Genomic DNA, 19,277 nt, shown 5'->3' with positions numbered 1-19,277 from the left:
TCACCGAGTTTGCGGCTTCGCGCCGCTCAGCACATCGGGGGTGCACCCTGAACACCGACTCGGGTGGAACCCTGATGATTCACGTACCGGCACGTGTGACGATCGGGTGGTGAGTTCGCAGGTGGAGACGGCAGCAGGGGCGGACCTCGCGGTCCGCAGACGCCGCAACGGGCGCGTGGTCGCGGGGGTCGCGGGCGGTGTCGCGGACCACCTCGGCGTCGAGGTGTTCTGGGTCCGCGCGGTGTTCGCGGCGCTGACGGCGCTCAACGGCGTCGGGGTCATCGCCTACGGCCTGCTGTGGGTCTTCGTGCCGCAGCGGACCGCGGACGCGGAGGGGGAGCCGCCGCTGAAGCCGGGGGAGCGCCAGCAGGCCATCGGTCTGCTGGCGCTGGGGCTCGGCGCGGCCGTGGTGGTCACGCTGCTGACGGGGGCGGTCAGCGGGTGGATCGTCGGCCCGCTGGCGGTGGCCCTGGTGGGTGCGGCCGTCGTGTGGCGGGAGGCGGACGAGGCGCAGCGCCGCCGCTGGCGGGACGGGGCCCGCAGCGGGGTGTTCGGCAAGAGCGGCCGGTCGACGCTGATCCGGATCGCCGCGGGCGTGGCGCTGGTCGCGCTCGGCATCGGGGTGCTGGTGGTCACCACCTACCAGCTCGACCAGATCCAGTTCACGCTGGTCGCCGTGCTCGCCACGCTGGCGGGCGTCGCGCTGCTCACCGTGCCGCTGTGGATCAAGCTGGTGAACGACCTCGGCGAGGAGCGCAGCGCGCGCATCCGCACCGAGGAGCGGGCGGAGATCGCCGCCCACCTGCACGACTCCGTGCTCCAGACGCTCGCGCTGATCCAGAAGCAGGCGGAGGCGCCGCGCGAGGTCCGCAGGCTCGCCCGCGGCCAGGAGCGCCAGCTCCGGGACTGGCTGTACGGCCGCGACGTCGGGGACACCGCGCGGCCGTCCACGGTGTCCGCCGCCATCGCACTGGCCTCGGGGGAGGTCGAGGACACGTTCGCCGTCTCGGTGCAGCAGGTCGTCGTCGGGGACTGCCCGCTGGACCACAACCTGCTGGCGGTGGTGCAGGCCGCGCGCGAGGCGATGGTCAACGCCGCCAAGCACGCGGGGGTGGCCGAGATCAGCGTCTACGGGGAGGTGGAGGAGGACAGCGTCCACGTCTTCGTGAGGGACCGGGGCAAGGGGTTCGACCCCGAGTCCGTCCCGGAGGACCGGCATGGCCTCGCCGACTCGATCCGGGGGAGAATGGTGCGGCACGGTGGGGAGGCCAAGTTGCGCACGAGCCCTGGAGAGGGCACCGAGGTGCACTTGGAGATGCCGAGGAAGCAGGAGGCCAGGTCATGACCGACGGCAAGAGGGTCAGGGTGTTCCTGGTCGACGACCACGCGCTGTTCCGCGCGGGGGTTCGGGCCGAGCTCGATTCGATCAGCGACGAGATCGAGGTCGTCGGCGAGGCGGGCTCCGTCGGCGAGGCGGTCGCCGGGATCGGCCACCACGAGCCGGACGTGGTGCTGCTCGACGTCCACATGCCCGACGGCGGGGGAGCCGCGGTGCTGGCCCAGGTGCGGACGGCCCTGCCGGACGTGGTGTTCCTCGCGCTCTCGGTCTCCGACGCCGCCGAGGACGTCATCGCGGTCATCCGCGCGGGCGCCCGCGGCTACGTGACCAAGACGATCTCCAGCCAGGAGCTGGTGCGCGCGGTCGTGCGGGTGTCCGACGGCGACGCGGTGTTCTCGCCGCGGCTCGCGGGCTTCGTGCTGGACGCGTTCGCCGACCGGCCCGGCGCGGCCCCCATCCGGGACCCCGAGCTGGACCTGCTCACCCCGCGCGAGCGGGACGTGCTGCGGCTGCTGGCGCGCGGCTACGCGTACAAGGAGATCGCCTCCGAGCTGTTCATCTCGGTGAAGACGGTCGAGACGCACGTGTCGAGCGTGCTGCGCAAGACGCAGCTGTCCAACCGCTACGAGCTGTCCCGCTGGGCGTCCGACCGCAGGCTGGTCTGAGTTGGGCCAGCGCACGTCACAACCGGTTCACCGCTTGGCCCGCTTCGCCACCGAGGTGCTCGCACCCTGGGTGTGGGTGCTCACGCTGCCGTTCGCCGTGGCCGCCGCCGCGACCCGCGCGCTGTGGCCGACGGTCGCGTGGGGGCTCGTCGTCGCCGTCACGGCCTCGGTGGTCCCGATGGTCGTCATCGTGAAGGGCGCCCGCAGCGGTCGCTGGGAGGGCCACCACGTCACCAACCGCGAGGGCAGGCTGGTTCCCCTGGTGGCGGCGGGCGGTTCGCTGGCGGTCGGCACCACCGTGCTCGTGCTGGGTGGAGCGCCCCCCGAGATGCTCGCGCTGGCGGGCAGCATGTTCGCGTCGCTGGTCGTCAGCATGGCCATCACGTTCGGCCTGAAGTGGAAGGTGTCGCTGCACGCGGCCGTGGCGTTCGCCGCGGTGGTCGTGGGCGCCGTCGTCCACGGGCCGTGGCTGCTGGTGCTCGTCGTGCCCGCCCTGCTCGTGGCGTGGTCGCGGGTGGAGCTGGGCGACCACACGACCGCGCAGGTGCTGGTCGGCTCGCTGATGGGCGTCGTCGTGGGCGGCGGCGGGTACGCGCTGCTGGAGCTGGCGCTCACAGCTTCGCCGAGCTGACGATCTTCTGCGCGCCCTCGGCGGTCTCGACGCCGACCCGGTAGGTCTCGACGTTCGTGCTGCCGCCGAGCACGAAGGTCAGCTCGACGTCCACGGCGTAGCCGCCGTTCTGCCCGGCCGACACGGTCAGGACGTCCGGCCGCACCTCGTCGTACTTGGCCCAGAAGCCCTCGTACTCCTCCAGCGGCGGCCGGAAGTTCTTCGCCAGGTTCTCCCACGCCGTCGTGGGGTCGTCGGCGACCAGGAGGTAGTGGTTGCGCACGAAGTCCGCCGCCGCGTTCACCGGGCTCGGCGCGCCGGAGACGTCGACGGGTGGGGGCGTCGTGTCGACCGCCGGGAGGTTCGGGTCCTGACCCGGCACGTTCTCGCTGTACGTGGTGGGCACGCGGTCGTCGTTGGCGGGCGGCAGGAACACCAGCACGCCCGCGATCCCGGCCACCAGCACGGCGGCGGCGACCACGGGGGCGATCCACTGGGGAGTGGGTCTCGGCCCGCCCGCGCGGGGCTGGACGACCGGGGTCTGCCCGCGACCCGCGAGCAGGTCGACCGTCTCGGCGGCGGTGGGGCGCTGCGACGGGTCGTTCGCCAGCAGCCGCCGGAGGGGTCCGGTCAGCGCGCCCGCCCGTGACGGCGGGTCGATCCGGCCGGTGGCCGCCCGGTAGATGAGGCCGAGGTTGTTGTCGGTCGGCCCGTACGGCGACTTGTGCTCGGTCATCGCGTAGAGGGTCGCGCCGAGCGAGAACACGTCCGACCGCGCGTCGGGGGCGTCACCGCGGGCGACCTCGGGGGCCAGGTAGGCGGGGGTGCCGGAGATCATGCCCGCCTCGGTGAGCGTGCCGTCGCCGACCAGGCGGGAGATGCCGAAGTCGGTGAGCTTGACCGTGCCGTCGTGGCCGATCAGGACGTTGCCGGGTTTCACGTCGCGGTGCGTGATGCCCTTCGCGTGCGCCGCCGCCAGCGCGGCCGCGACCTTGCCGCCGATCCGCGCCGCCTCGTTCGGGTGGAGCGGCCCGTGCTCGGCCAGCAGCGCCGCGAGGCTGCGGGACGGCAGGTACTCCATGACGATCCACGGCAGGTCGTCCTGGACGACCACGTCGTAGACGCCGATGGCGTTCGGGTGCTGGAGCCGGGCCGCGATGCGGGCCTCGCGCATGGCGCGGGTGCGGGCCAGGTCGGTCGCCGCCGGGTCGAGGTCGGGCAGCTTGAGCTGCTTGACCGCCACCTCGCGGTGCAGCAGTTCGTCGCGAGCCCGCCAGACCACGCCCATCGCGCCGGCACCGATCTGCCCCAGCAGGAGGTACCGCTCGCCGACCGCGTTCACCACGCGAGCAGGTTAACCGGCGGTCGGTCCACGGGCGACGACAACGGTCGTCTCAGATGGAGGGTCGCGCTACTCCTCCTGGTCCGCGATCTTGGGCTCGCCGTCGACCAGCGTCACCAGGACCCGGTAGGTGTCGACGGTCCTCCTGCCGTCCTCGACGAGGTCGACCTTGCCGATCACCAGGAAGTCCGGGCCCTTGGCGGCGACCTCGGGGTTGGCCTGCGGGACCACCTCGTCGTACCGCGCCACGGACTCCACGAACTCGTCGTAGGGCGGCCGGGTCGCCTCGGCCATCTTCTCCCACGACGTCCGCGACTCGTGCTTCATCGCGCGGAAGTAGCCGAGCACGAAGTTCGACGCCACCTGGTCGGTGAGGACGACGGCCTGGCCGGACCCCGTCGTGGAGGTGGGGGCGCCCTGGTCGGTGCCGGGCGTTCCGCCGCCGGTGGGCAGGAACGACGTCGCGACGAGGGCGACCACCGCCAGCAGGCACGCCGCGGCGACGGGGAGGAGCCACCGGGGCCGCGACCGCGGGGCGGAGGCGGGAGCGGGTGGCGGGAGGTGCGAGGTGGACGCGGGTGGCGGGAGGTGCGAGGCGGGCCGTGCGATCGGCCACGTCGGACCCGCGGGCGGCGGGACCTGGACCGGGATGCCCTTCGGGGTGGGGATCACCTCGGTGGGCAGGACGTCCAGCAGGTCCGCGGCGCGGGCCGCGGTGGGCCGCTCGGCCGGGTCGACGGCCAGCAGCAGTTCGAGGGGGCGGGACAGCGAACCCGCGCGGGTGGGGCGCGCCACCCTGCCGGTGGCGGCCCGGTGGAGCAGGCCGAGGTTGTTGTCGCTGACGCCGTAGGGGGACCGGGCCTCGACGGCCGCGTACAGGGTCGCGCCGAGCGAGAACACGTCCGACCGCGCGTCCGGTGCGTCGCCGCGCGCCACCTCGGGCGCCAGGTACGCGGGGGTTCCCGCGAGCGCGCCCGCCTCGGTGATGGTGGTGTCGCCGGTCGCGCGGGAGATGCCGAAGTCGGTGAGCTTCACGGCTCCGTCGTGGCCGATCAGGACGTTGCCGGGCTTCACGTCGCGGTGCACGATGCCCTTCGCGTGCGCCGCGGCCAGCGCTCTCGCGATCCTCTCGCCGATCCGGGCCGCCTCGGCCGGGTTCAGCGGGCCCCGCTCCTCGACCAGCGCCGCGAGGCTGCGGGACGGCAGGTACTCCATGACGATCCACGGCAGGTCGTCCTCGACGACCACGTCGTAGACCACGATCGCGTTCGGGTGTTGCAGCCGGGCCGCGATGCGGGCCTCGCGCATGGCGCGGGTGCGGGCCACCTCGGACGCCGCCGGTGCCAGGTCGGGCAGCTTGAGCTGCTTGACCGCCACCTCGCGGTGCAGCAGCCCGTCGTGAGCCAGCCACACCACACCCATCCCGCCGCTGCCGATCTCCTCCCGGAGGGCGTACCGACCGCCGACAGCGTTCACGCCGAGCAGGCTAGCGGGCCGGTCAGCTGCTGGCGACGAGCTTCGCCAACTCCCGGTCGAAGTCGATCCACAGGTCCTCTTCACCGGGCTGCACGACGTCGTAGGTGAGGTCGAGGAACTCGGCGATGTGCTCGGCCACGGCCGACAGGATCGCGAACCCGGTGGGGGCGTTCAGCTCCAGCAGGACTCGCTCCGGGTCGTCGGCCGCGGGCCGCACCATGATGTCGCCCTCGCCGGACGGCGTCAGCAGCCCGTCGGCCAGCAGGTCGCGGGCGAACATCCACTCGACCTTGCCCTGCCCGGTGTGGAACAGCACGGCGACCGCGTACGGGTCCTCCGGGTTGTACTGGAGTTCCGCTTCGACCGGTGCCGGCGCGATGCCGGGGACCAGCAGCTGGAACGTGGTGCTCGCGGTGATGATCGTGTTCTCGGCCATCTGGCTCATCCCTTCCCTACCTGCGTTGTTCACGCTCTCATGGGAAGAGACGTCCGAGACAGCGCTCCGAGACGCTATTCGCCTGACAACCACGCTATCGGGGGAGACGCACGTCTCACTCGTGCCTGTTTGCCCTGGTGGCCTGTCTCAACTGGCTCCGCCGCCGCGTCACGCTGAGTGATAGTTGATCACTTCAGGATCACGGGCTGTACCGGTCGGGTGTCGACGGGTGCGACAACCGTGACGGGGCGGCGACGGGTCAGCGCGATGCCGAACAGCACGACGACCATGCCCGCGACGACCCGGACGCTGAGCGCCTCGCCCAGGAACGCCGCCCCGAGGAGCACCGAGACGACGGGCAGCAGGTAGCCGACCGTGGTGGCGTTGGTCGGGCCCTCGTCCGCGATCAGCCGGTAGTTGATGACGAACGCGACCCCGGTGCCGAGCACGCCGAGGATGACGACCGCGACCACCGCGCCGAGGTTCAGGTGCACCGGCTGGAGGCCCGCCACCGGCACCACCAGCGTCGTGAGGCCGGTGCCGATGACCAGCTGGGTCGAGGAGAGCTGCATCGACGTCAGGCCCTGCCCGGACAGCGTGCGGCCGATGTACACGTACGCCACGGCGTAGCTCGCGGCCGCCGCGAGGCACGCCAGCGCGCCCCAGCTCGCCAGCCCCGACCGCTCCCACGGCGCGAAGATCAGCAGCGTTCCGGCGAAGCCCAGCACCAGGCCCGCCAGCCGCGCCCCGCCGCGCTGCTTCTCGAACCCGAGCAGCAGGCCGATCGCCAGCGTCCACAGGGGCGTGGTCGAGTTGATGACGCCCGCCACACCGGAGTCCACGGTCTTCTCGCCGACCGCGAACAGGATGAACGGGATGACGTTGCCGAAGATCGCGGCGATGGTCAGGTGCCCCCACGCCGTGCGGGACCGCGGCAGGCGGTGACCGCGGGCGTAGACGAGCGCGACGATGACGGCGGCGCCCAGCGCCGTCCGCACGACCGCGATCTGGACCGGCGACAGGCCGGTCAGGGCGATCTTGATCCACAGGAAGCTGGAGCCCCAGACGAGTGCGAGTGCGCCGAACCTGATCAGCGTGCCGGGTGTGTTCACGTGGTCCACGATGCGTCCGGCAAAGCGTCAGCACAAGTGAAAAGAACTGCATGACCTTGTAGCGGAACTGTAAGGTCGAGGCCATGCTCGACGTACGCAGGATGCAGGTCCTCAGAGCCGTCGTGACCAGCGGTTCCATCACCGCGGCGGCCACGAACCTGGGCTACACGCCGTCCGCCATCAGCCAGCAGGTGGCGGCGCTGGAGAAGCAGGTGGGCATGGCCCTGCTGGAGCGCGTCGGGCGCGGCGTCCGCGCCACCGAGGCCGGGAAGCTGCTCACCGAGCACGCGGCGGCCATCACCGACCGCCTGGTGGAGGCCGAGGCGGCGCTGACGGACCTCAGGGCGGGCCGCACGGGCCGTCTCCGCGTCCGCTACTTCGCCACGGCGGGCGCCGCGCTCGTGCCGCCCGCGGTGGCCAGGTTCCGCGCCGAGCACCCGTCGGTGAAGCTCGACCTCAAGCTCACCGAGCCGCTGGACCCGATGCTGGAGATCGTCGCGGGCCGCGCCGACGTGGCGATCGTGGTCCACCCCCGCACCGCCGAGGCGGCGCCCGGCGTCCAGCTGGTGCACCTGCTGGACGACCCGTACCTGGCCGTCCTGCCGCGCGGGCACGAGCTGGTCCGCAAGCGCGTGCTCGACCTGAACGACCTGGCCGACGACCCGTGGGTGGACTCCGCGATACCGCCCGGCGCGTGCCGCGACATCGTCCTCGACGCCTGCGCGGGTGCCGGGTTCGCGCCCAACTTCGTCGTCGAGTCCGACGACTACCCGACCGCGCAGGGCTTCGTGGCCGCAGGCCTCGGCGTCACGATCGTCCCGAAGCTCGGCCTCGGCGTGGCCCACCCCGGCGTCGTCGTGCGGCGCCTGCGCAGGCCCGAGCCGCACCGGGGCATCTACGCGGCCTTCCGCGAGGCGGGCGCCGTCAACCCGGCCGCGGCGAGCCTCCTGGACGCCCTCAAGGAGGCCGCGGCGGCGAGTTGACTAGTAGGTGCCGAGCCTCTGCTCGCGCTGGAGCAGCACCACGGAGCCGGACCAGTTCAGCACGATGAGCTTGCGCTCCTTGGTGACCGCCTTGTCCTTGGCCGTGTACTTCAGGTCCACGACGTACGCGAACTCCTCGTTGAGCGTGATGTTCTCGATGTCGACGCTCTTGATGCCCGCCCAGAAGCCCTTGTAGGTCGCGAGACCGCCGCTCTGGGACTGCATGTCCGGGAGCAGCCACTGGAACGCCGCGTCGGGGTCCTTCGGCGCGAGCGCGAAGTAGTCCTTGATCATTTTTTCCTGCGTGGCCCGGTCGGGACCGGCGCCACCGGTGATCTTGGGGGGCTGCTTGGAGCCCCCGCCCGCCTCCGGCGAGTCGTCCACCTCGCTCGGCGGGTTCTGCGGGTTCGACTGGGTGGCCGACGTGCCGGGGTCGGCGCGCTTGTCGGTGTCACCGCCACCGTCGGACAGGAAGCTGGCCAGCATGATGCCGACGACCGCCGCGGCCACGATGGCGAGCGCGGTGATCATCGTCGACCGCTGCTTGCCGGAGCCGGGGCCGGTGCCCGCCGCCCCGAACGACCGCTTGGGCGGGCGCTGCCGCGGCGGCACCGCGGCCGGCCGCTGCTGCTGGTAGGGCTGCTGGTACGACTGCTGCGCGGGCTTGTGCTGCTGCTGCGGCGGAGGTGGTGGGCCGGGGCGCACGTCGATGCGGGTGCCGGGCGGCGGCGTGTTGACCGCTGCCTGCTGCGACATCGCGCGGGTCTGGAGGTCCGACGACACGGGCGTGCCGCGCCACGACGGCGGGCTGACCTGCGGCGCGGCCATCGGGAACTCGGGGGCGGCCCGGCCCGCGGCGATGGCGGCCAGCGCCTCGCGCGCCTCGGCCATCGTCGGGCGGTCCTCCGGCTCCGGGCGGAGCAGCCGCATCAGCAGCGCGGTCAGCGGTCCGGCCTGCTTCGGCGGGTTGACCTTGCCGGACGCGACCTGGTGCAGCAGCGCGATGGTGTTCTCGTTCAGCCCGAACGGCGGCGCGCCCTCGATCGCGGCGTACAGCGTGGAGCCGAGCGAGAACACGTCCGACGGCGAGCCGGGGTCGTAGCCCTTCGCCACCTCGGGCGCCAGGTACGCGGGGGTGCCCGCGAGCATCCCGGTCGCGGTGACCGTGACGTCGCCGGTGGCCCGCGAGATGCCGAAGTCCGTGATCTTCACGACGCCCTCGTCGCCGAGCAGGATGTTGCCCGGCTTGATGTCGCGGTGCACGATCCCGGCGTTGTGCGCGGCGGTCAGCGCCGACGCGACCTGCTCGCCGATCGAGGCCACGTCGCGGGGCGACAGCGTGCCCCGCTCGGACAGCACGGTGGAGAGGCTCTTGGACGGCAGGTACTCCATGACCAGCCACGGCTGGCCGTCGTCCTCCGCCACGTCGTACACGGCGATGGCGTGCGGGTGCTGCAAGCGGGCGGCGATCCGCCCCTCGCGCATGGCCCTGCGCTTCGCCTCGTCCGTGTCAGCCGCGGCCAGGCCGGGCTGGAGCAAGAGCTGCTTGACCGCGACGATGCGGTGCAGGCGCTGGTCGTGCGCCTGCCAAACGACGCCCATCGCACCGCTACCGATTCGGGTTCCCAATCGGTAGCGGCCTGCGACCAGGCGACCATCGTCGGTCACGGCTGCTCCCATGAGTGATTGCGGTGTGTCTTCGTCAGTGGCGACCCAACCTCGGGTTACCGCCACTAGGGCACAAACGTAGTTACACGGGGTTGGGTTCGAATTTAACCCGTCCGTGTGTGGGGTCCACCTTACGAGCTAACTCAACCGCCACCGGGTTGCGGGGCCGAGGTCGTCGTGGGAGTGGTCGTCTTCGTGGTGGTGGTCGTCGTCGTGCTCGTCGTCGTCGACGTCGGCGGCTTGGTCGTCGTCGTCGTGGTGGTGGTCGTGGTGGTCGTCGTCGTGGTGGTCGGCTCCTCGGTCGTCGTCTCCTCCGTCGTCTCCACGGTCGTCGGCTCCGGCTTGGGAGTCGTCGTCGTGGTCGCGACCGTCGAGGAGGAACTGGCCGGGGGGACGATCGGCGACTTCTGGTCCTTCTTGTCGAACACGCCGAGCATGATCAGCAGGCCGCCGAACAGCAGCAGCCCGACCAGCACGGCCGCCGCGACGGCCAGCGGCCGGTTGCCGGAGCCCGGCGGCGGTGCCACCGGACGGGAGGGCCCGACGGTGCGGGGCTGCGCGTGCTGGCCGGTGCGGTACCCGGTGCCCGCGCCGCCCGCCGACACCACGCGGGTGCGGTCGGGGTCGAGCACGGCGGTCGGACCGGCGACGGGCAGCACGCCGGGCGTGCTGGCGGCCCGCAGACCGGTCAGGCTGGGGTTGCGGCCAGCGGCCACGGCCGCCAGCAGGTCGCGGGCCTGGCCCATCGTGGGCCGGTCCGCGGGGTCGACGTTGAGCAGCCGGAGCAGCACGTCGGTGAGCGGGCCCTCGTGCGTCGGCGGGTTGATGCGCCCCGCGGCGACCGCGTGGAGCACGCCCAGGGTGTTCTCGCTGAGCCCGAACGGGGGTTCGCCCTCGGCCGCCGCGTACAGCGTCGAGCCGAGCGAGAACACGTCCGACGCGGGCGTCGGGTCCGAGCCCCTGGCGATCTCCGGCGCCAGGTAGGCCGGGGTGCCCGCGATCAGGCCGGTCTTGGTGACCGTGATGTCGTCGGTGGCGCGCGAGATGCCGAAGTCGGTGATCTTCACCAGACCGCTGTCCGCGATGAGCACGTTGCCGGGCTTCACGTCGCGGTGGACGATGCCCGCCGCGTGGGCCGCCGCGAGCGCTGAGGCGGCCTGTGCGCCGATCCTGGCGACCTGGAGGGGGTCCAGCGCCCCGTACTCGGAAAGCGTGTCCGCGAGGCTGTAGGACGGCAGGTACTCCATGACGAGGCACGGCGCGCCGTTCTCCTCGACCACGTCGTAGACCGCGATGGCGTTCTGGTGGTGCAGCTTCGCCGCGATGCGGCCCTCGCGCATGGCGCGCTGGATCGCCTCGTCGTGCTCGCGGGTGTCCATGCCCGCTTGCAGCAGCAGCTGCTTGACCGCCACGATCCGGCCGAGCCGCTCGTCCTGCGCACGCCAGACGATGCCCATGGCACCGCTGCCGATGCGGTCGAGGAACCGGTAGCGGTCGGCGATCAGTTGACCCTCGCCGCTCACCTGGCCACCTCGCGTGGGTGCTGCGGGACCGCGGCAGGTGCAGCAGGTCTCACGCTGGGGCTCCTCGTCGTGCGCTCCGGTTGGCGGATCAGGGTAGGGCACCGCTCATCGCCGTGTCGGGCTGTCATCGCCAGCAGAGCCTACCCCGGCCGTGACGGCGGCTTTCGGACCGTTGTGCAGGTCACGCACCGTCGAACACGGATCGCGAAGGGATACCCGATACCCGTCCGCGCCGTCACCGGTTCACGAGGAAAGTCGTCGGATTTTGGGCCGGACGGCCTAGCGGCGTGCTCCTAGACCTCGGCGAAGAAGTCGAAGCCGCCGAGGCTGAGGCCGAGGTCGATCCCGAGGTCGATGCCGTTGGACGGCGCCTCGGAGGACGGCGGCGTGCTGGAGGGCGGCGGCGTGCTGGACGACGGGGGCGTGGTCGAGTCGGACGACGGCGGCGGCGTGCTGCTGCTGGGCGGCGGGGTCGTCGTGCCCGGCGACGTCGGGGTGCCCGTCGCGGGCGAGGGCGACTGCGTGGTCGACTCGGACGTCGGGGTGGTCGGGTTCGTCGTCCGCGTGTCGGGCGACTGCGTGGCGGGAGCCTGCTGCTGGGTGGGGGCCGAGCGCGGCTGGGCCTGCTGCTGCGGTGCGGCCTGCTCCTGCGTCCGCTGCTGGGTGGTGGTCTCCGCGGTGGTCGTGCTGGGCGGCGTGCCGGGGAGGGCGAGGGCGCCGATGCCGCCGTTGGTGTTGTTGGAGCCGCGGGCCGCCGGGCGGTCGTCGAAGCGCACGTCGGCGAGGGGGCGCTCGTCGGGGGAGCCGAGCCACTGGGACGCGCCGAAGGCGACCGTGCCGCAGAGGACGACGCCGCCGCTGGCGATGGCGACGAGCTTGCTGATCTTCATGCCGCCGCGTTCCTCGTCGGCGGGGCGGCCTTCGCGGCGCAGCAGCTCGGCGACGTGCAGCTCGCGGCCGGACAGCGACTGGCGGGAGATCGGCGCGGTCGACAGCGCGGCGGGGGGCGTCACCGGCGTGAAGCGGACCGTGTCCTCCTCGACCTCGCGGTACACCGGGATCTCCTGTGTCTCGGCTTCACGCCGGGCGAGGAGCTCCGCTACCGAGAGCTGAGCGGTCGATCCATCTCGCCGACGACGTTTGTCCTCGTTCGACACCGCGTGTCACACCTTCCCAGCAACTGCACTGCGTTCACTGACCGGGAACATGGATACCGAATCGTGACCCCGCTTGTAACCCCTTTGGGGGATTTTCTCGGGTTAAACCTTATTTAAGGAAACTCTGAGTGAGCATTTAGGGGGGTGTCGGCTACGTGCAGTCAACTTCGCTGCGCTGAGAGGAGTTCCGTCGCCGTGATCTTCGGCGTGGACGTGTCGGCGAACCAGAAGCGCTGCTGCACCCTCAGCCACCGCCCGTCGAGCTCCTGCATCGACACCTCGGCCAGCACGCTGCCGTCCGGTTGCGGACTCGTGCCCTCGACCGTGATGGCCTTGATCGTGCTCCACGACCGGATGAAGTCGACCGGGTTGGCACCCACCAGGTCGGCGGTCAGCAGCCGTGCCGCCTCGGCGGGCTTCGCGGGCAGCAGCTCGTAGAAGTCGCGGACGACGTCGATCCTGGTCCGCGGGGTCGGGGCCACCGGGGCCACCGGGGGCGGCGCCGCGGCCGGCTGGGTGGGCGGAGCGCTCGACGCGGTCACCGGGTCGGCCGCGAGCGGCGCGTTCGGCTCGGCGGAGGCGGACGGCTGCGAGGTGGGGCCGCCGGTCTCGGCCGCCGGTGCGGTGGGCCGCTCGTTGCCGAGCCGGGCGCTGAGCAGGTCGGGGCGCAGCGCGGTCGAGCCGCTCAGCTCGATGGGGGCCGCGACGGGCGGCTCGGCCGGGCCCTCCGGCCGCTTGCCCGCCAGGATCGACGCGGCGGCCACGGACGCGACCAGCACGAGCGCGCCGGTCACCAGGCCCGCGGCCTTGGCCGCCCGGTTGGGGCGGCGGTGGTACTTCGCCTCCTCCAGACCGAGGACCTCCTGGACGAGGACGTTGGTGTCGGCCTCTTCCACGGAGGGGATGCGGATCGGGATCGGCTGCTTCCGGATCAGCTCTTCCACGGTGATCGATCCGGCGCGGTCGTGCCGTCTGCCGGTCGTCGTAGGGCGCTGCACTGGCGGCTCCTCCGTACCTTCTTGGTCGGCAGAACTCGTACCGCGATTGGCCTGCGCATAGCCAGTTCGACTCGCGCATTCACCTTTTCGTGGCGTTCAGCGGTCGGAGGGTGTCGCTCGAATGGAGCAGTGGCTACCGCGCGGCGTCGTGCTGTGCGTTCGCTAATGACCGTTAGCCGATTGCTGTGAGCCGTTCGGCGTTGATCAAGGGATCACCACTCAAGGTGAAGGTCAGCTCGCGCCGCTCGGTGCTCGCGGTGCCGTCCTTGTTCGTGATCTGGAGCGTGCTGATGGTGATCCCCCTGCTCGGGTCCACGCTGATGTCCTTGACCTCGACCAGCGACACGTCCGCGAACCGCTGCTCCAGCACCGCCTCGGCGTTGGACCGGAAGGCCTCGGTCGCCATCGTCATGGCCGTCTCGGTGCTGCTCGCCAGCTCCTCGTAGAACTTCTCCGTCCGGTGGGCGATGGCCGTCGAGTCGACCAGCGGCGCCTCCCCGCTCGGCACCGTCGTGACGGTCGGCGAGGTCGGGACAGGCGTGCTCGCCGGTGCTCCGGTGGACGTGGCCGAGGCCCGGCCCGCACCGCCGGACGTGCTGCTGCCACCGCTCGCCGTCGCCGCACCGGACGGTGCCGCCGCCGACGGCGCCCAGGACGCCCGTCCGGGGGCCTGGGGCCTCGTCTCCGGGGGCGGGGCCGCGGGTGAGGGCCTGGACGTGCGGGTGCCGAAGTCGGTCACGATGGGCACGGCGGCCGGGTACTCCGGCATGGTGACGCGCTCGGCGGACCCGGTGGTGCCGACCAGCTTCGCCGCGGCGACGGCCAGCCCGACCAGGACCCCCGCCGACGCCGCGACCGCGAACCAGGCGGCGCGCTTCCACGTGCGGGGCGGCGTCACGGACGCCGGGACGAGGCCGATGTTGAACTTCCGCAGGCCGCTGCCGTCGGAGTCGACCAGCGGGTCGGGGGCGGGCCTGCCGCCGCGCTGCGCGGGCACCTGGCCGGGCCCGAGGGCCCGCCGGGTGTGCGCGCTCGGTTCCAGCCCGTCCTCGTGGTGAGGCCAGCCCGCCGCGCGCTCGCGCAGCCGGTGCTTGCCGCGGTCTCCCGCTCCAGCCCCGTCGTCCATGGTGTGCAGACCCTCCCGCTCCGGCACGGTGCGGGGCCGGGTCAGGTGCCCACGAACACCCACACCTACCTGAGGGTAGGTGCAGGTCGGGGACGTAGCTGTCCGGGGCCACCATGTGACGGGCGGTGACACCCATAAGTGTGAACTTGCTGGACTTGGCGGCCGTTCAGGTCATGCGCCGCTGTTCAGGCGCTTGCGACTGCTCTGGAGGGCGCTCGTGGCGGCCAGCCCGCTGCCGCCCGCGATCAGCGCGCCGATGATGTCCGCGCCGTAGTTGTCGCCCGTGGTGATCAGCAGCCCGATCAGCGCGGCCACGGTCGTGACGCCCGCGACGGTGTACCGGCTGCGGACGTACTGCGCGATCGGTGCGCCGGCGGCGGCCTTCTTCTTGGCGGCCGAGCCGAGCATGGCGAGGTAGCCGTCGTGCGCCAAGGCGGCCAGCACCCCGACGATGGCGATGATGCCTGCGATGAGGCCGATGACGATGCTCATGCCCCCAGTGTGCCTCGCGACAACCGCTGGACCATCGGTGATCCCCCTGATATCCCGGACGGGTGGAGATCTTCTGGCACGACGCCTGCCTGGAGCACGACGCGGGCGAGGGCCTGTGGGAGCTGCCGGGCGACTGGGCCTGGCTCGACGTCCTCGAACAGCACCCCGAGAACGCCGCCCGCCTGCGCACCTTCCGCCACGCGCTCCTCCACGGCCCGGTCGCGGAGCACCTCACGTGGCGCACGGGGAGGTTCGCCACGGACGAGGAGCTCGAACGCGTCCACACCGCCGACTACCTGGCCTCCCTGCGCGAGGCCTGCGCGGGCCCCGACAGGGTCGCCCTGGAGGTCAACACCGTCGTCGGCCCCGGCTCGTGGGACGCGGTCCGGGCCGCGGCGGGCACCTCCCTGGCGGCGCTGGCCGCGGTCCTCGACGGAGCCCCGGTGGCGTACGCGCTGGTCAGGCCCCCCGGCCACCACGCCCAGCCGACGATGGCCGACGGGTACTGCCTGGTCAACAACGCCGCGCTGGTGGCCGAGACCGCCCGTCGAGCAGGCCTGAGGGTCGCCGTCCTCGACTGGGACGTCCACCACGGCAACGGCACCCAGGAGGTCTTCCTGGCCCAGCCGGACGTCCTGACGGTGTCCATCCACATGCGCCACGGCCCGTGGGGCGCGAACCACCCGCAGACCGGAGCCCCCGGCGAGACCGGCGTCGACGGCCGCAACATCAACGTGGAGCTGTCCCTCGGCGCGGGCGACCAGGCCTACCTGCGCGCGCTGGACGAGATCGCCCTCCCGGCGCTGCGCGAGTTCGCCCCCGACCTGGTGGTCTGCGCCTCCGGCTTCGACGGCAGCGCCTTCGACCCCAACGGTCGCCACAACCTCACCGCCGACGGCTACCGGCGGATCGGCCGACGCGTCGCCGACCTCGGCCTGCCCCTGGTGGTCACGCAGGAGGGCGGGTACCTGCGCGGCTACGCCGCCCTCTGCCTGCACGCACTGGTCGAGGGCCTGCTCCGCCTGCCGGAACCCCTGCTCGACGACCCGCTGGCCTACGTGCCCGACGACGTCCGGTGCACCACCGCGGACCTCGACGAGGTCCGCGCGGCCCACGCGCCGCACTGGGACGCGTTCGGCTGACCGGGTCCTCGCGCCGAGGCCGTGCGGAACTCGGAGAGCCCCGCGGGCCCGGCGCGCCGGTCAGCGCCCCATCGCGCCGCGACCCAGCTTCAGCAGGATCATCGCGAGGTCCTTGCCGTCCGGGCCGAGTTCCTTGTAGCGGTTCAGCACGTCGATCTCGCGGTTGTGCACGATCCGCGTCCCGCCCGCGGCCATCCGCGCCGCGCCGATGACCTTGGAGACCTCGGCGCGCCTCTTCACGAGGCGCAGCAGCTCCTTGTCCAGGCGGTCGATCTCCTGGCGCAGCTCGTCGATGTCCGGTGCGCTCGCGGGGGTTTCGACGGCGGGGGTTTCGGTGGTGCTCATGGTGTGACCTCTCGAACTCTGCTTGAGTCCCGGACCCCCGAAGCGACGAAAGCCCCGGATGTCCGAGGACTCCGGGGCTTCAGTGGCTGTTCGCGCGCTAGGCGACCACGGGAGCCGGAGTCCGGGTCCCGTAGTAAAACTCGAAGTGAGTCGCACGCACAGCCACATAGTGCCACAGCCCCGCGCCACCTGGCGACCGCGTACCACCACGTGGACGGGCGACCGCGCGCCACCGCGACACGGGCACCCGACCGACCCCGTTCCCGCTGCGGGCAAACGGTTCCGCTCGTCCTTCGGCGGTGAGCGGAACCGGTCGCCGCGGGGGACGGGTAACGTGGACCCACGATGAGCGCCTTGTTCGACTTGCCCGCGAGTCCCCCGTCCCCTCGGCCGTCCGGGTTGCTCGACGACCTGAACCCCGCGCAGCGCCGGGCGGTGGAGCACACCGGCTCGCCCCTGCTGGTGGTGGCGGGAGCGGGCTCCGGTAAAACGCGGGTCCTCGCCCGCCGCATCGCGTACCTGCTCGCCGAACGCCGGGTGCACCCCGGCGAGATCATGGCGATCACCTTCACCAACAAGGCCGCGGCCGAGATGAAGGAGCGCGTCGCCGACCTCGTCGGCCCGCGCGCGCGGTCGATGTGGGTGTCGACGTTCCACTCGATGTGCGTGCGCGTGCTGCGCCGCGAGGCCAAGACCCTCGGCATGTCGTCCAACTTCTCGATCTACGACTCGGACGACTCCCGCAGGCTGATCACGTTGGTGGCCAGGGACCTCGACCTCGACCCGAAGCGCTACCCGGCGCGGACGCTCGCGATCCACATCTCGAACCTCAAGAACGAACTGGTCGACGCGGAGACCGCGGCGGCCCGGGCCGCGAACGACCTGGAGCGCCGGGTCGCCGAGGTCTACTCGTCCTACCAGCGCCGCCTCGGCGAGTCGAACTCCATGGACTTCGACGACCTGATCATGCGCACGGTCGAGCTGCTCCAGAACTTCCCGGCCGTCGCCGAGCACTACCGCAGGCGCTTCCGCCACGTCCTCGTCGACGAGTACCAGGACACGAACCACGCGCAGTACACGCTGGTGCGCGAGTTCGTCGGCACCGGGCAGGACGGCGTGCCGCCCGGCGAGCTGTGCGTCGTGGGCGACGCGGACCAGTCGATCTACGCGTTCCGCGGCGCGACGATCCGCAACATCGTCGAGTTCGAGCGCGACTACCCGCAGGCGACGACCATCCTGCTGGAGCAGAACTACCGGTCCACGCAGAACATCCTGACGGCCGCGAACGCCGTCATCTCCCGCAACCCGGACCGCCGCGACAAGCGCCTGTGGAGCGACCTCGGCGAGGGCGAGAAGATCGTCGGCTACGTCGCCGACAACGAGCACGACGAGGCCGCGTTCGTCGCGGGCGAGATCGACCGCCTGGTCGACGGCGGTGACGCCACGAACGGCGAGATCGCCGTCTTCTACCGCACGAACAACCAGTCGCGCGTGTTCGAGGAGATCTTCATCCGCCTCGGCCTGCCGTACCGGGTCGTCGGCGGCGTCCGCTTCTACGAGCGCCGCGAGGTCCGCGACGCCCTCGCGTACCTGCGGGCGCTGGCGAACCCGGACGACACGGTGTCCGTGCGCCGCATCATGAACGTCCCCAAGCGGGGCATCGGCGACCGCGCCGAGGTGTGCGTCTCGAACCACGCCGAGAAGTACCGGATGAGCTTCCACGCGGCGCTGCGCGACGCGGTGGCGGGCAAGGTCCAGTTCCTCAACCCGCGGTCCCAGCGGTCCATCGCCGGGTTCATGGAGCTGATGGACGAGCTGGGCGAGCTGGTCGAGCGCGGCGACGACGTGGCGGACATCCTCGAAGCGGTGCTGGAGAAGACGGCCTACCGCGCCGAACTGGAGGCCAGCGAGGACCCCCAGGACCACACGCGCGTGGAGAACCTGAACGAGCTGGTCACCGTGGCCCGCGAGTTCGGCGACCTCACCGCGGCGGCCCCGGTCTCCTCGGACGCCGAGGCCATCGAGGTCGTGAACATCCCCGCGGAGGACGAGGGCCTGCCCACCGAGAGTTCCCTTGCGGCCTTCCTGGAGCGCGTCTCGCTGGTGGCGGACGCCGACTCCATCCCCGACGCGGACTCCGACGGCATGGTCACCCTGATGACCCTCCACACCGCCAAGGGCCTGGAGTACCCGGTCGTCTTCAGCACGGGGTGGGAAGACGGCATCTTCCCGCACATGCGCGCCCTCGGGGACCCGCGGGAACTGGCCGAGGAACGCCGCCTGGCCTACGTCGGCATCACCCGCGCCCAGCAGCGCCTCTACCTCTCCCGAGCCCTGGTCCGCTCGGCCTGGGGCCAGCCGTCGGCCAACCCCGCGTCCCGCTTCCTGGACGAGATCCCGACGGACCTCGTGGACTGGCGCCGAGTCGAGCCGGAACGCTCCGGCCCCGCCGCGGCCACCACGTGGCGCAGGGGCGGCGGCGACTCCGCCCAGGCTGGCCTGGCGGCCCGCGGCATGCGCACGTCCCAGTTCAAGGGCTGGAACGAGGCCCCGGCCATCACGCTGGAGGTCGGCGACCGCGTCACCCACGACAAGTACGGCCTGGGCAGCGTCGTAGCCGTAGACGGCTCGGGCCCGCGAGCAACGGCCACGATCGACTTCGGCAGCGCCGGAACGGTCCGCCTCATGCTCATCGGCGGCGTACCCATCACCAAGCTCTAGCCGGACACCCAGAACGCCGCCGCCCTCTCCGACGGGCAGGCGGCGTTCTGCGCTGCCGGAAAGCCGCAGCACCTCACCACACGGCGCCAACAACCCCCGCCGACCGCCCAACCGACCGGCGTCCCGAGCGGGGCCAACCGAC

Annotated in this window: 17 protein-coding genes; 6 read left to right on the top strand and 11 right to left on the bottom strand. The window is 72.2% G+C overall.

What is annotated here, in order from left to right:
* The first annotated feature begins 109 nt into the window (after window positions 1-109).
* Genes AC156L_RS18000 through AC156L_RS17990 form a run of 3 tightly spaced genes read left to right on the top strand, consistent with a single transcriptional unit; the run spans window position 110 to window position 2,635 of the window.
* The gene (locus AC156L_RS18000; protein WP_330879838.1) at window positions 110-1,345 is read left to right on the top strand and encodes an ATP-binding protein; all 1,236 of its coding nucleotides are present in this window, start codon (window positions 110-112) and stop codon (window positions 1,343-1,345) included.
* Entirely contained in the window at window positions 1,342-2,004 is a 663-nt protein-coding gene (locus AC156L_RS17995; protein WP_330879840.1) for a response regulator transcription factor, read from the top strand. Before AC156L_RS18000 ends, AC156L_RS17995 begins: the two co-directional genes overlap by 4 nt.
* A 34-nt stretch (window positions 2,005-2,038) precedes the next feature.
* The gene (locus tag AC156L_RS17990) at window positions 2,039-2,635 is read left to right on the top strand and encodes a hypothetical protein (protein WP_330879842.1); all 597 of its coding nucleotides are present in this window, start codon (window positions 2,039-2,041) and stop codon (window positions 2,633-2,635) included.
* Here the strand turns inward: AC156L_RS17990 and AC156L_RS17985 are convergent.
* From AC156L_RS17985 to AC156L_RS17970, 4 genes are all read right to left on the bottom strand, one after another.
* On the bottom strand, window positions 2,616-3,959 hold the full coding sequence (locus AC156L_RS17985; protein WP_414720078.1) for a serine/threonine-protein kinase: 1,344 nt from the start codon (window positions 3,957-3,959) through the stop codon (window positions 2,616-2,618). The two genes, AC156L_RS17990 and AC156L_RS17985, sit on opposite strands and share 20 nt — an antisense overlap.
* Window positions 3,960-4,025: 66 nt before the next feature.
* On the bottom strand, window positions 4,026-5,432 hold the full coding sequence (locus AC156L_RS17980; RefSeq protein ID WP_330879844.1) for a serine/threonine-protein kinase: 1,407 nt from the start codon (window positions 5,430-5,432) through the stop codon (window positions 4,026-4,028).
* A 22-nt stretch (window positions 5,433-5,454) separates the two neighbouring features.
* Window positions 5,455-5,877, bottom strand: coding sequence for an SsgA family sporulation/cell division regulator (locus AC156L_RS17975; protein ID WP_330879846.1), 423 nt, complete (start codon window positions 5,875-5,877; stop codon window positions 5,455-5,457).
* 179 nt (window positions 5,878-6,056) lie between these two features.
* On the bottom strand, window positions 6,057-6,980 hold the full coding sequence (locus tag AC156L_RS17970; RefSeq protein ID WP_330879848.1) for a DMT family transporter: 924 nt from the start codon (window positions 6,978-6,980) through the stop codon (window positions 6,057-6,059).
* An 83-nt stretch (window positions 6,981-7,063) separates the two neighbouring features.
* Here AC156L_RS17970 and AC156L_RS17965 point away from each other — a divergent pair, with 83 nt between their 5' ends.
* Window positions 7,064-7,963 (top strand): LysR family transcriptional regulator, encoded by a 900-nt coding sequence (locus tag AC156L_RS17965; protein ID WP_330879850.1) that lies wholly within the window; start codon window positions 7,064-7,066, stop codon window positions 7,961-7,963.
* Here the strand turns inward: AC156L_RS17965 and AC156L_RS17960 are convergent, their stop codons facing one another.
* The 6 genes from AC156L_RS17960 to AC156L_RS17935 form a co-directional block, all read right to left on the bottom strand.
* A complete protein-coding gene (locus AC156L_RS17960; RefSeq protein WP_330879852.1) occupies window positions 7,964-9,631 on the bottom strand; it encodes a serine/threonine-protein kinase in 1,668 nt (555 codons plus the stop codon).
* Window positions 9,632-9,774: 143 nt separating this feature from the next.
* Window positions 9,775-11,154, bottom strand: coding sequence for a serine/threonine-protein kinase (locus AC156L_RS17955; protein ID WP_484407038.1), 1,380 nt, complete (start codon window positions 11,152-11,154; stop codon window positions 9,775-9,777).
* Window positions 11,155-11,447: 293 nt separating this feature from the next.
* The gene (locus AC156L_RS17950; protein WP_330879856.1) at window positions 11,448-12,209 is read right to left on the bottom strand and encodes a hypothetical protein; all 762 of its coding nucleotides are present in this window, start codon (window positions 12,207-12,209) and stop codon (window positions 11,448-11,450) included.
* 263 nt (window positions 12,210-12,472) lie between these two features.
* Window positions 12,473-13,309, bottom strand: coding sequence for a hypothetical protein (locus AC156L_RS17945; RefSeq protein ID WP_330879858.1), 837 nt, complete (start codon window positions 13,307-13,309; stop codon window positions 12,473-12,475).
* Window positions 13,310-13,481: 172 nt separating this feature from the next.
* Complete coding sequence (locus tag AC156L_RS17940; protein WP_330879860.1) at window positions 13,482-14,498, bottom strand: hypothetical protein; 1,017 nt, start codon at window positions 14,496-14,498, stop codon at window positions 13,482-13,484.
* Window positions 14,499-14,606: 108 nt separating this feature from the next.
* On the bottom strand, window positions 14,607-14,927 hold the full coding sequence (locus AC156L_RS17935; protein WP_330879862.1) for a hypothetical protein: 321 nt from the start codon (window positions 14,925-14,927) through the stop codon (window positions 14,607-14,609).
* Between the two features lie 62 nt (window positions 14,928-14,989).
* Here AC156L_RS17935 and AC156L_RS17930 point away from each other — a divergent pair, with 62 nt between their 5' ends.
* The gene (locus tag AC156L_RS17930) at window positions 14,990-16,069 is read left to right on the top strand and encodes an arginase family protein (RefSeq protein WP_330879863.1); all 1,080 of its coding nucleotides are present in this window, start codon (window positions 14,990-14,992) and stop codon (window positions 16,067-16,069) included.
* A gap of 60 nt (window positions 16,070-16,129) precedes the next feature.
* On the opposite strand, the gene AC156L_RS17925 is transcribed toward AC156L_RS17930, so the two are convergent.
* Window positions 16,130-16,414: a chorismate mutase gene (locus tag AC156L_RS17925; RefSeq protein ID WP_330879865.1), complete on the bottom strand. Its 285-nt coding sequence runs from the start codon at window positions 16,412-16,414 to the stop codon at window positions 16,130-16,132.
* Window positions 16,415-16,759: 345 nt separating this feature from the next.
* Here AC156L_RS17925 and pcrA point away from each other — a divergent pair, with 345 nt between their 5' ends.
* Window positions 16,760-19,135: a DNA helicase PcrA gene (gene pcrA, locus AC156L_RS17920; RefSeq protein ID WP_330879867.1), complete on the top strand. Its 2,376-nt coding sequence runs from the start codon at window positions 16,760-16,762 to the stop codon at window positions 19,133-19,135.
* Window positions 19,136-19,277 lie beyond the last annotated feature (142 nt).

It is taken from the genome of Umezawaea sp. (assembly GCF_057122925.1).
This window is presented reverse-complemented; position numbering and strand designations above follow the sequence as displayed.

Excerpts from the sequence above, each read along its gene's own strand:
- AC156L_RS17995 (WP_330879840.1), top strand. The coding sequence starts at position 1,342 with ATGACCGACGGCAAGAGGGTCAGGGTGTTCCTGGTCGACGACCACGCG.
- AC156L_RS17975 (WP_330879846.1), bottom strand. The coding sequence starts at position 5,877 with ATGAGCCAGATGGCCGAGAACACGATCATCACCGCGAGCACCACGTTC.
- AC156L_RS17965 (WP_330879850.1), top strand. The coding sequence starts at position 7,064 with ATGCTCGACGTACGCAGGATGCAGGTCCTCAGAGCCGTCGTGACCAGC.
- AC156L_RS17935 (WP_330879862.1), bottom strand. The coding sequence starts at position 14,927 with ATGAGCATCGTCATCGGCCTCATCGCAGGCATCATCGCCATCGTCGGG.
- AC156L_RS17925 (WP_330879865.1), bottom strand. The coding sequence starts at position 16,414 with ATGAGCACCACCGAAACCCCCGCCGTCGAAACCCCCGCGAGCGCACCG.
- pcrA (WP_330879867.1), top strand. The coding sequence starts at position 16,760 with ATGAGCGCCTTGTTCGACTTGCCCGCGAGTCCCCCGTCCCCTCGGCCG.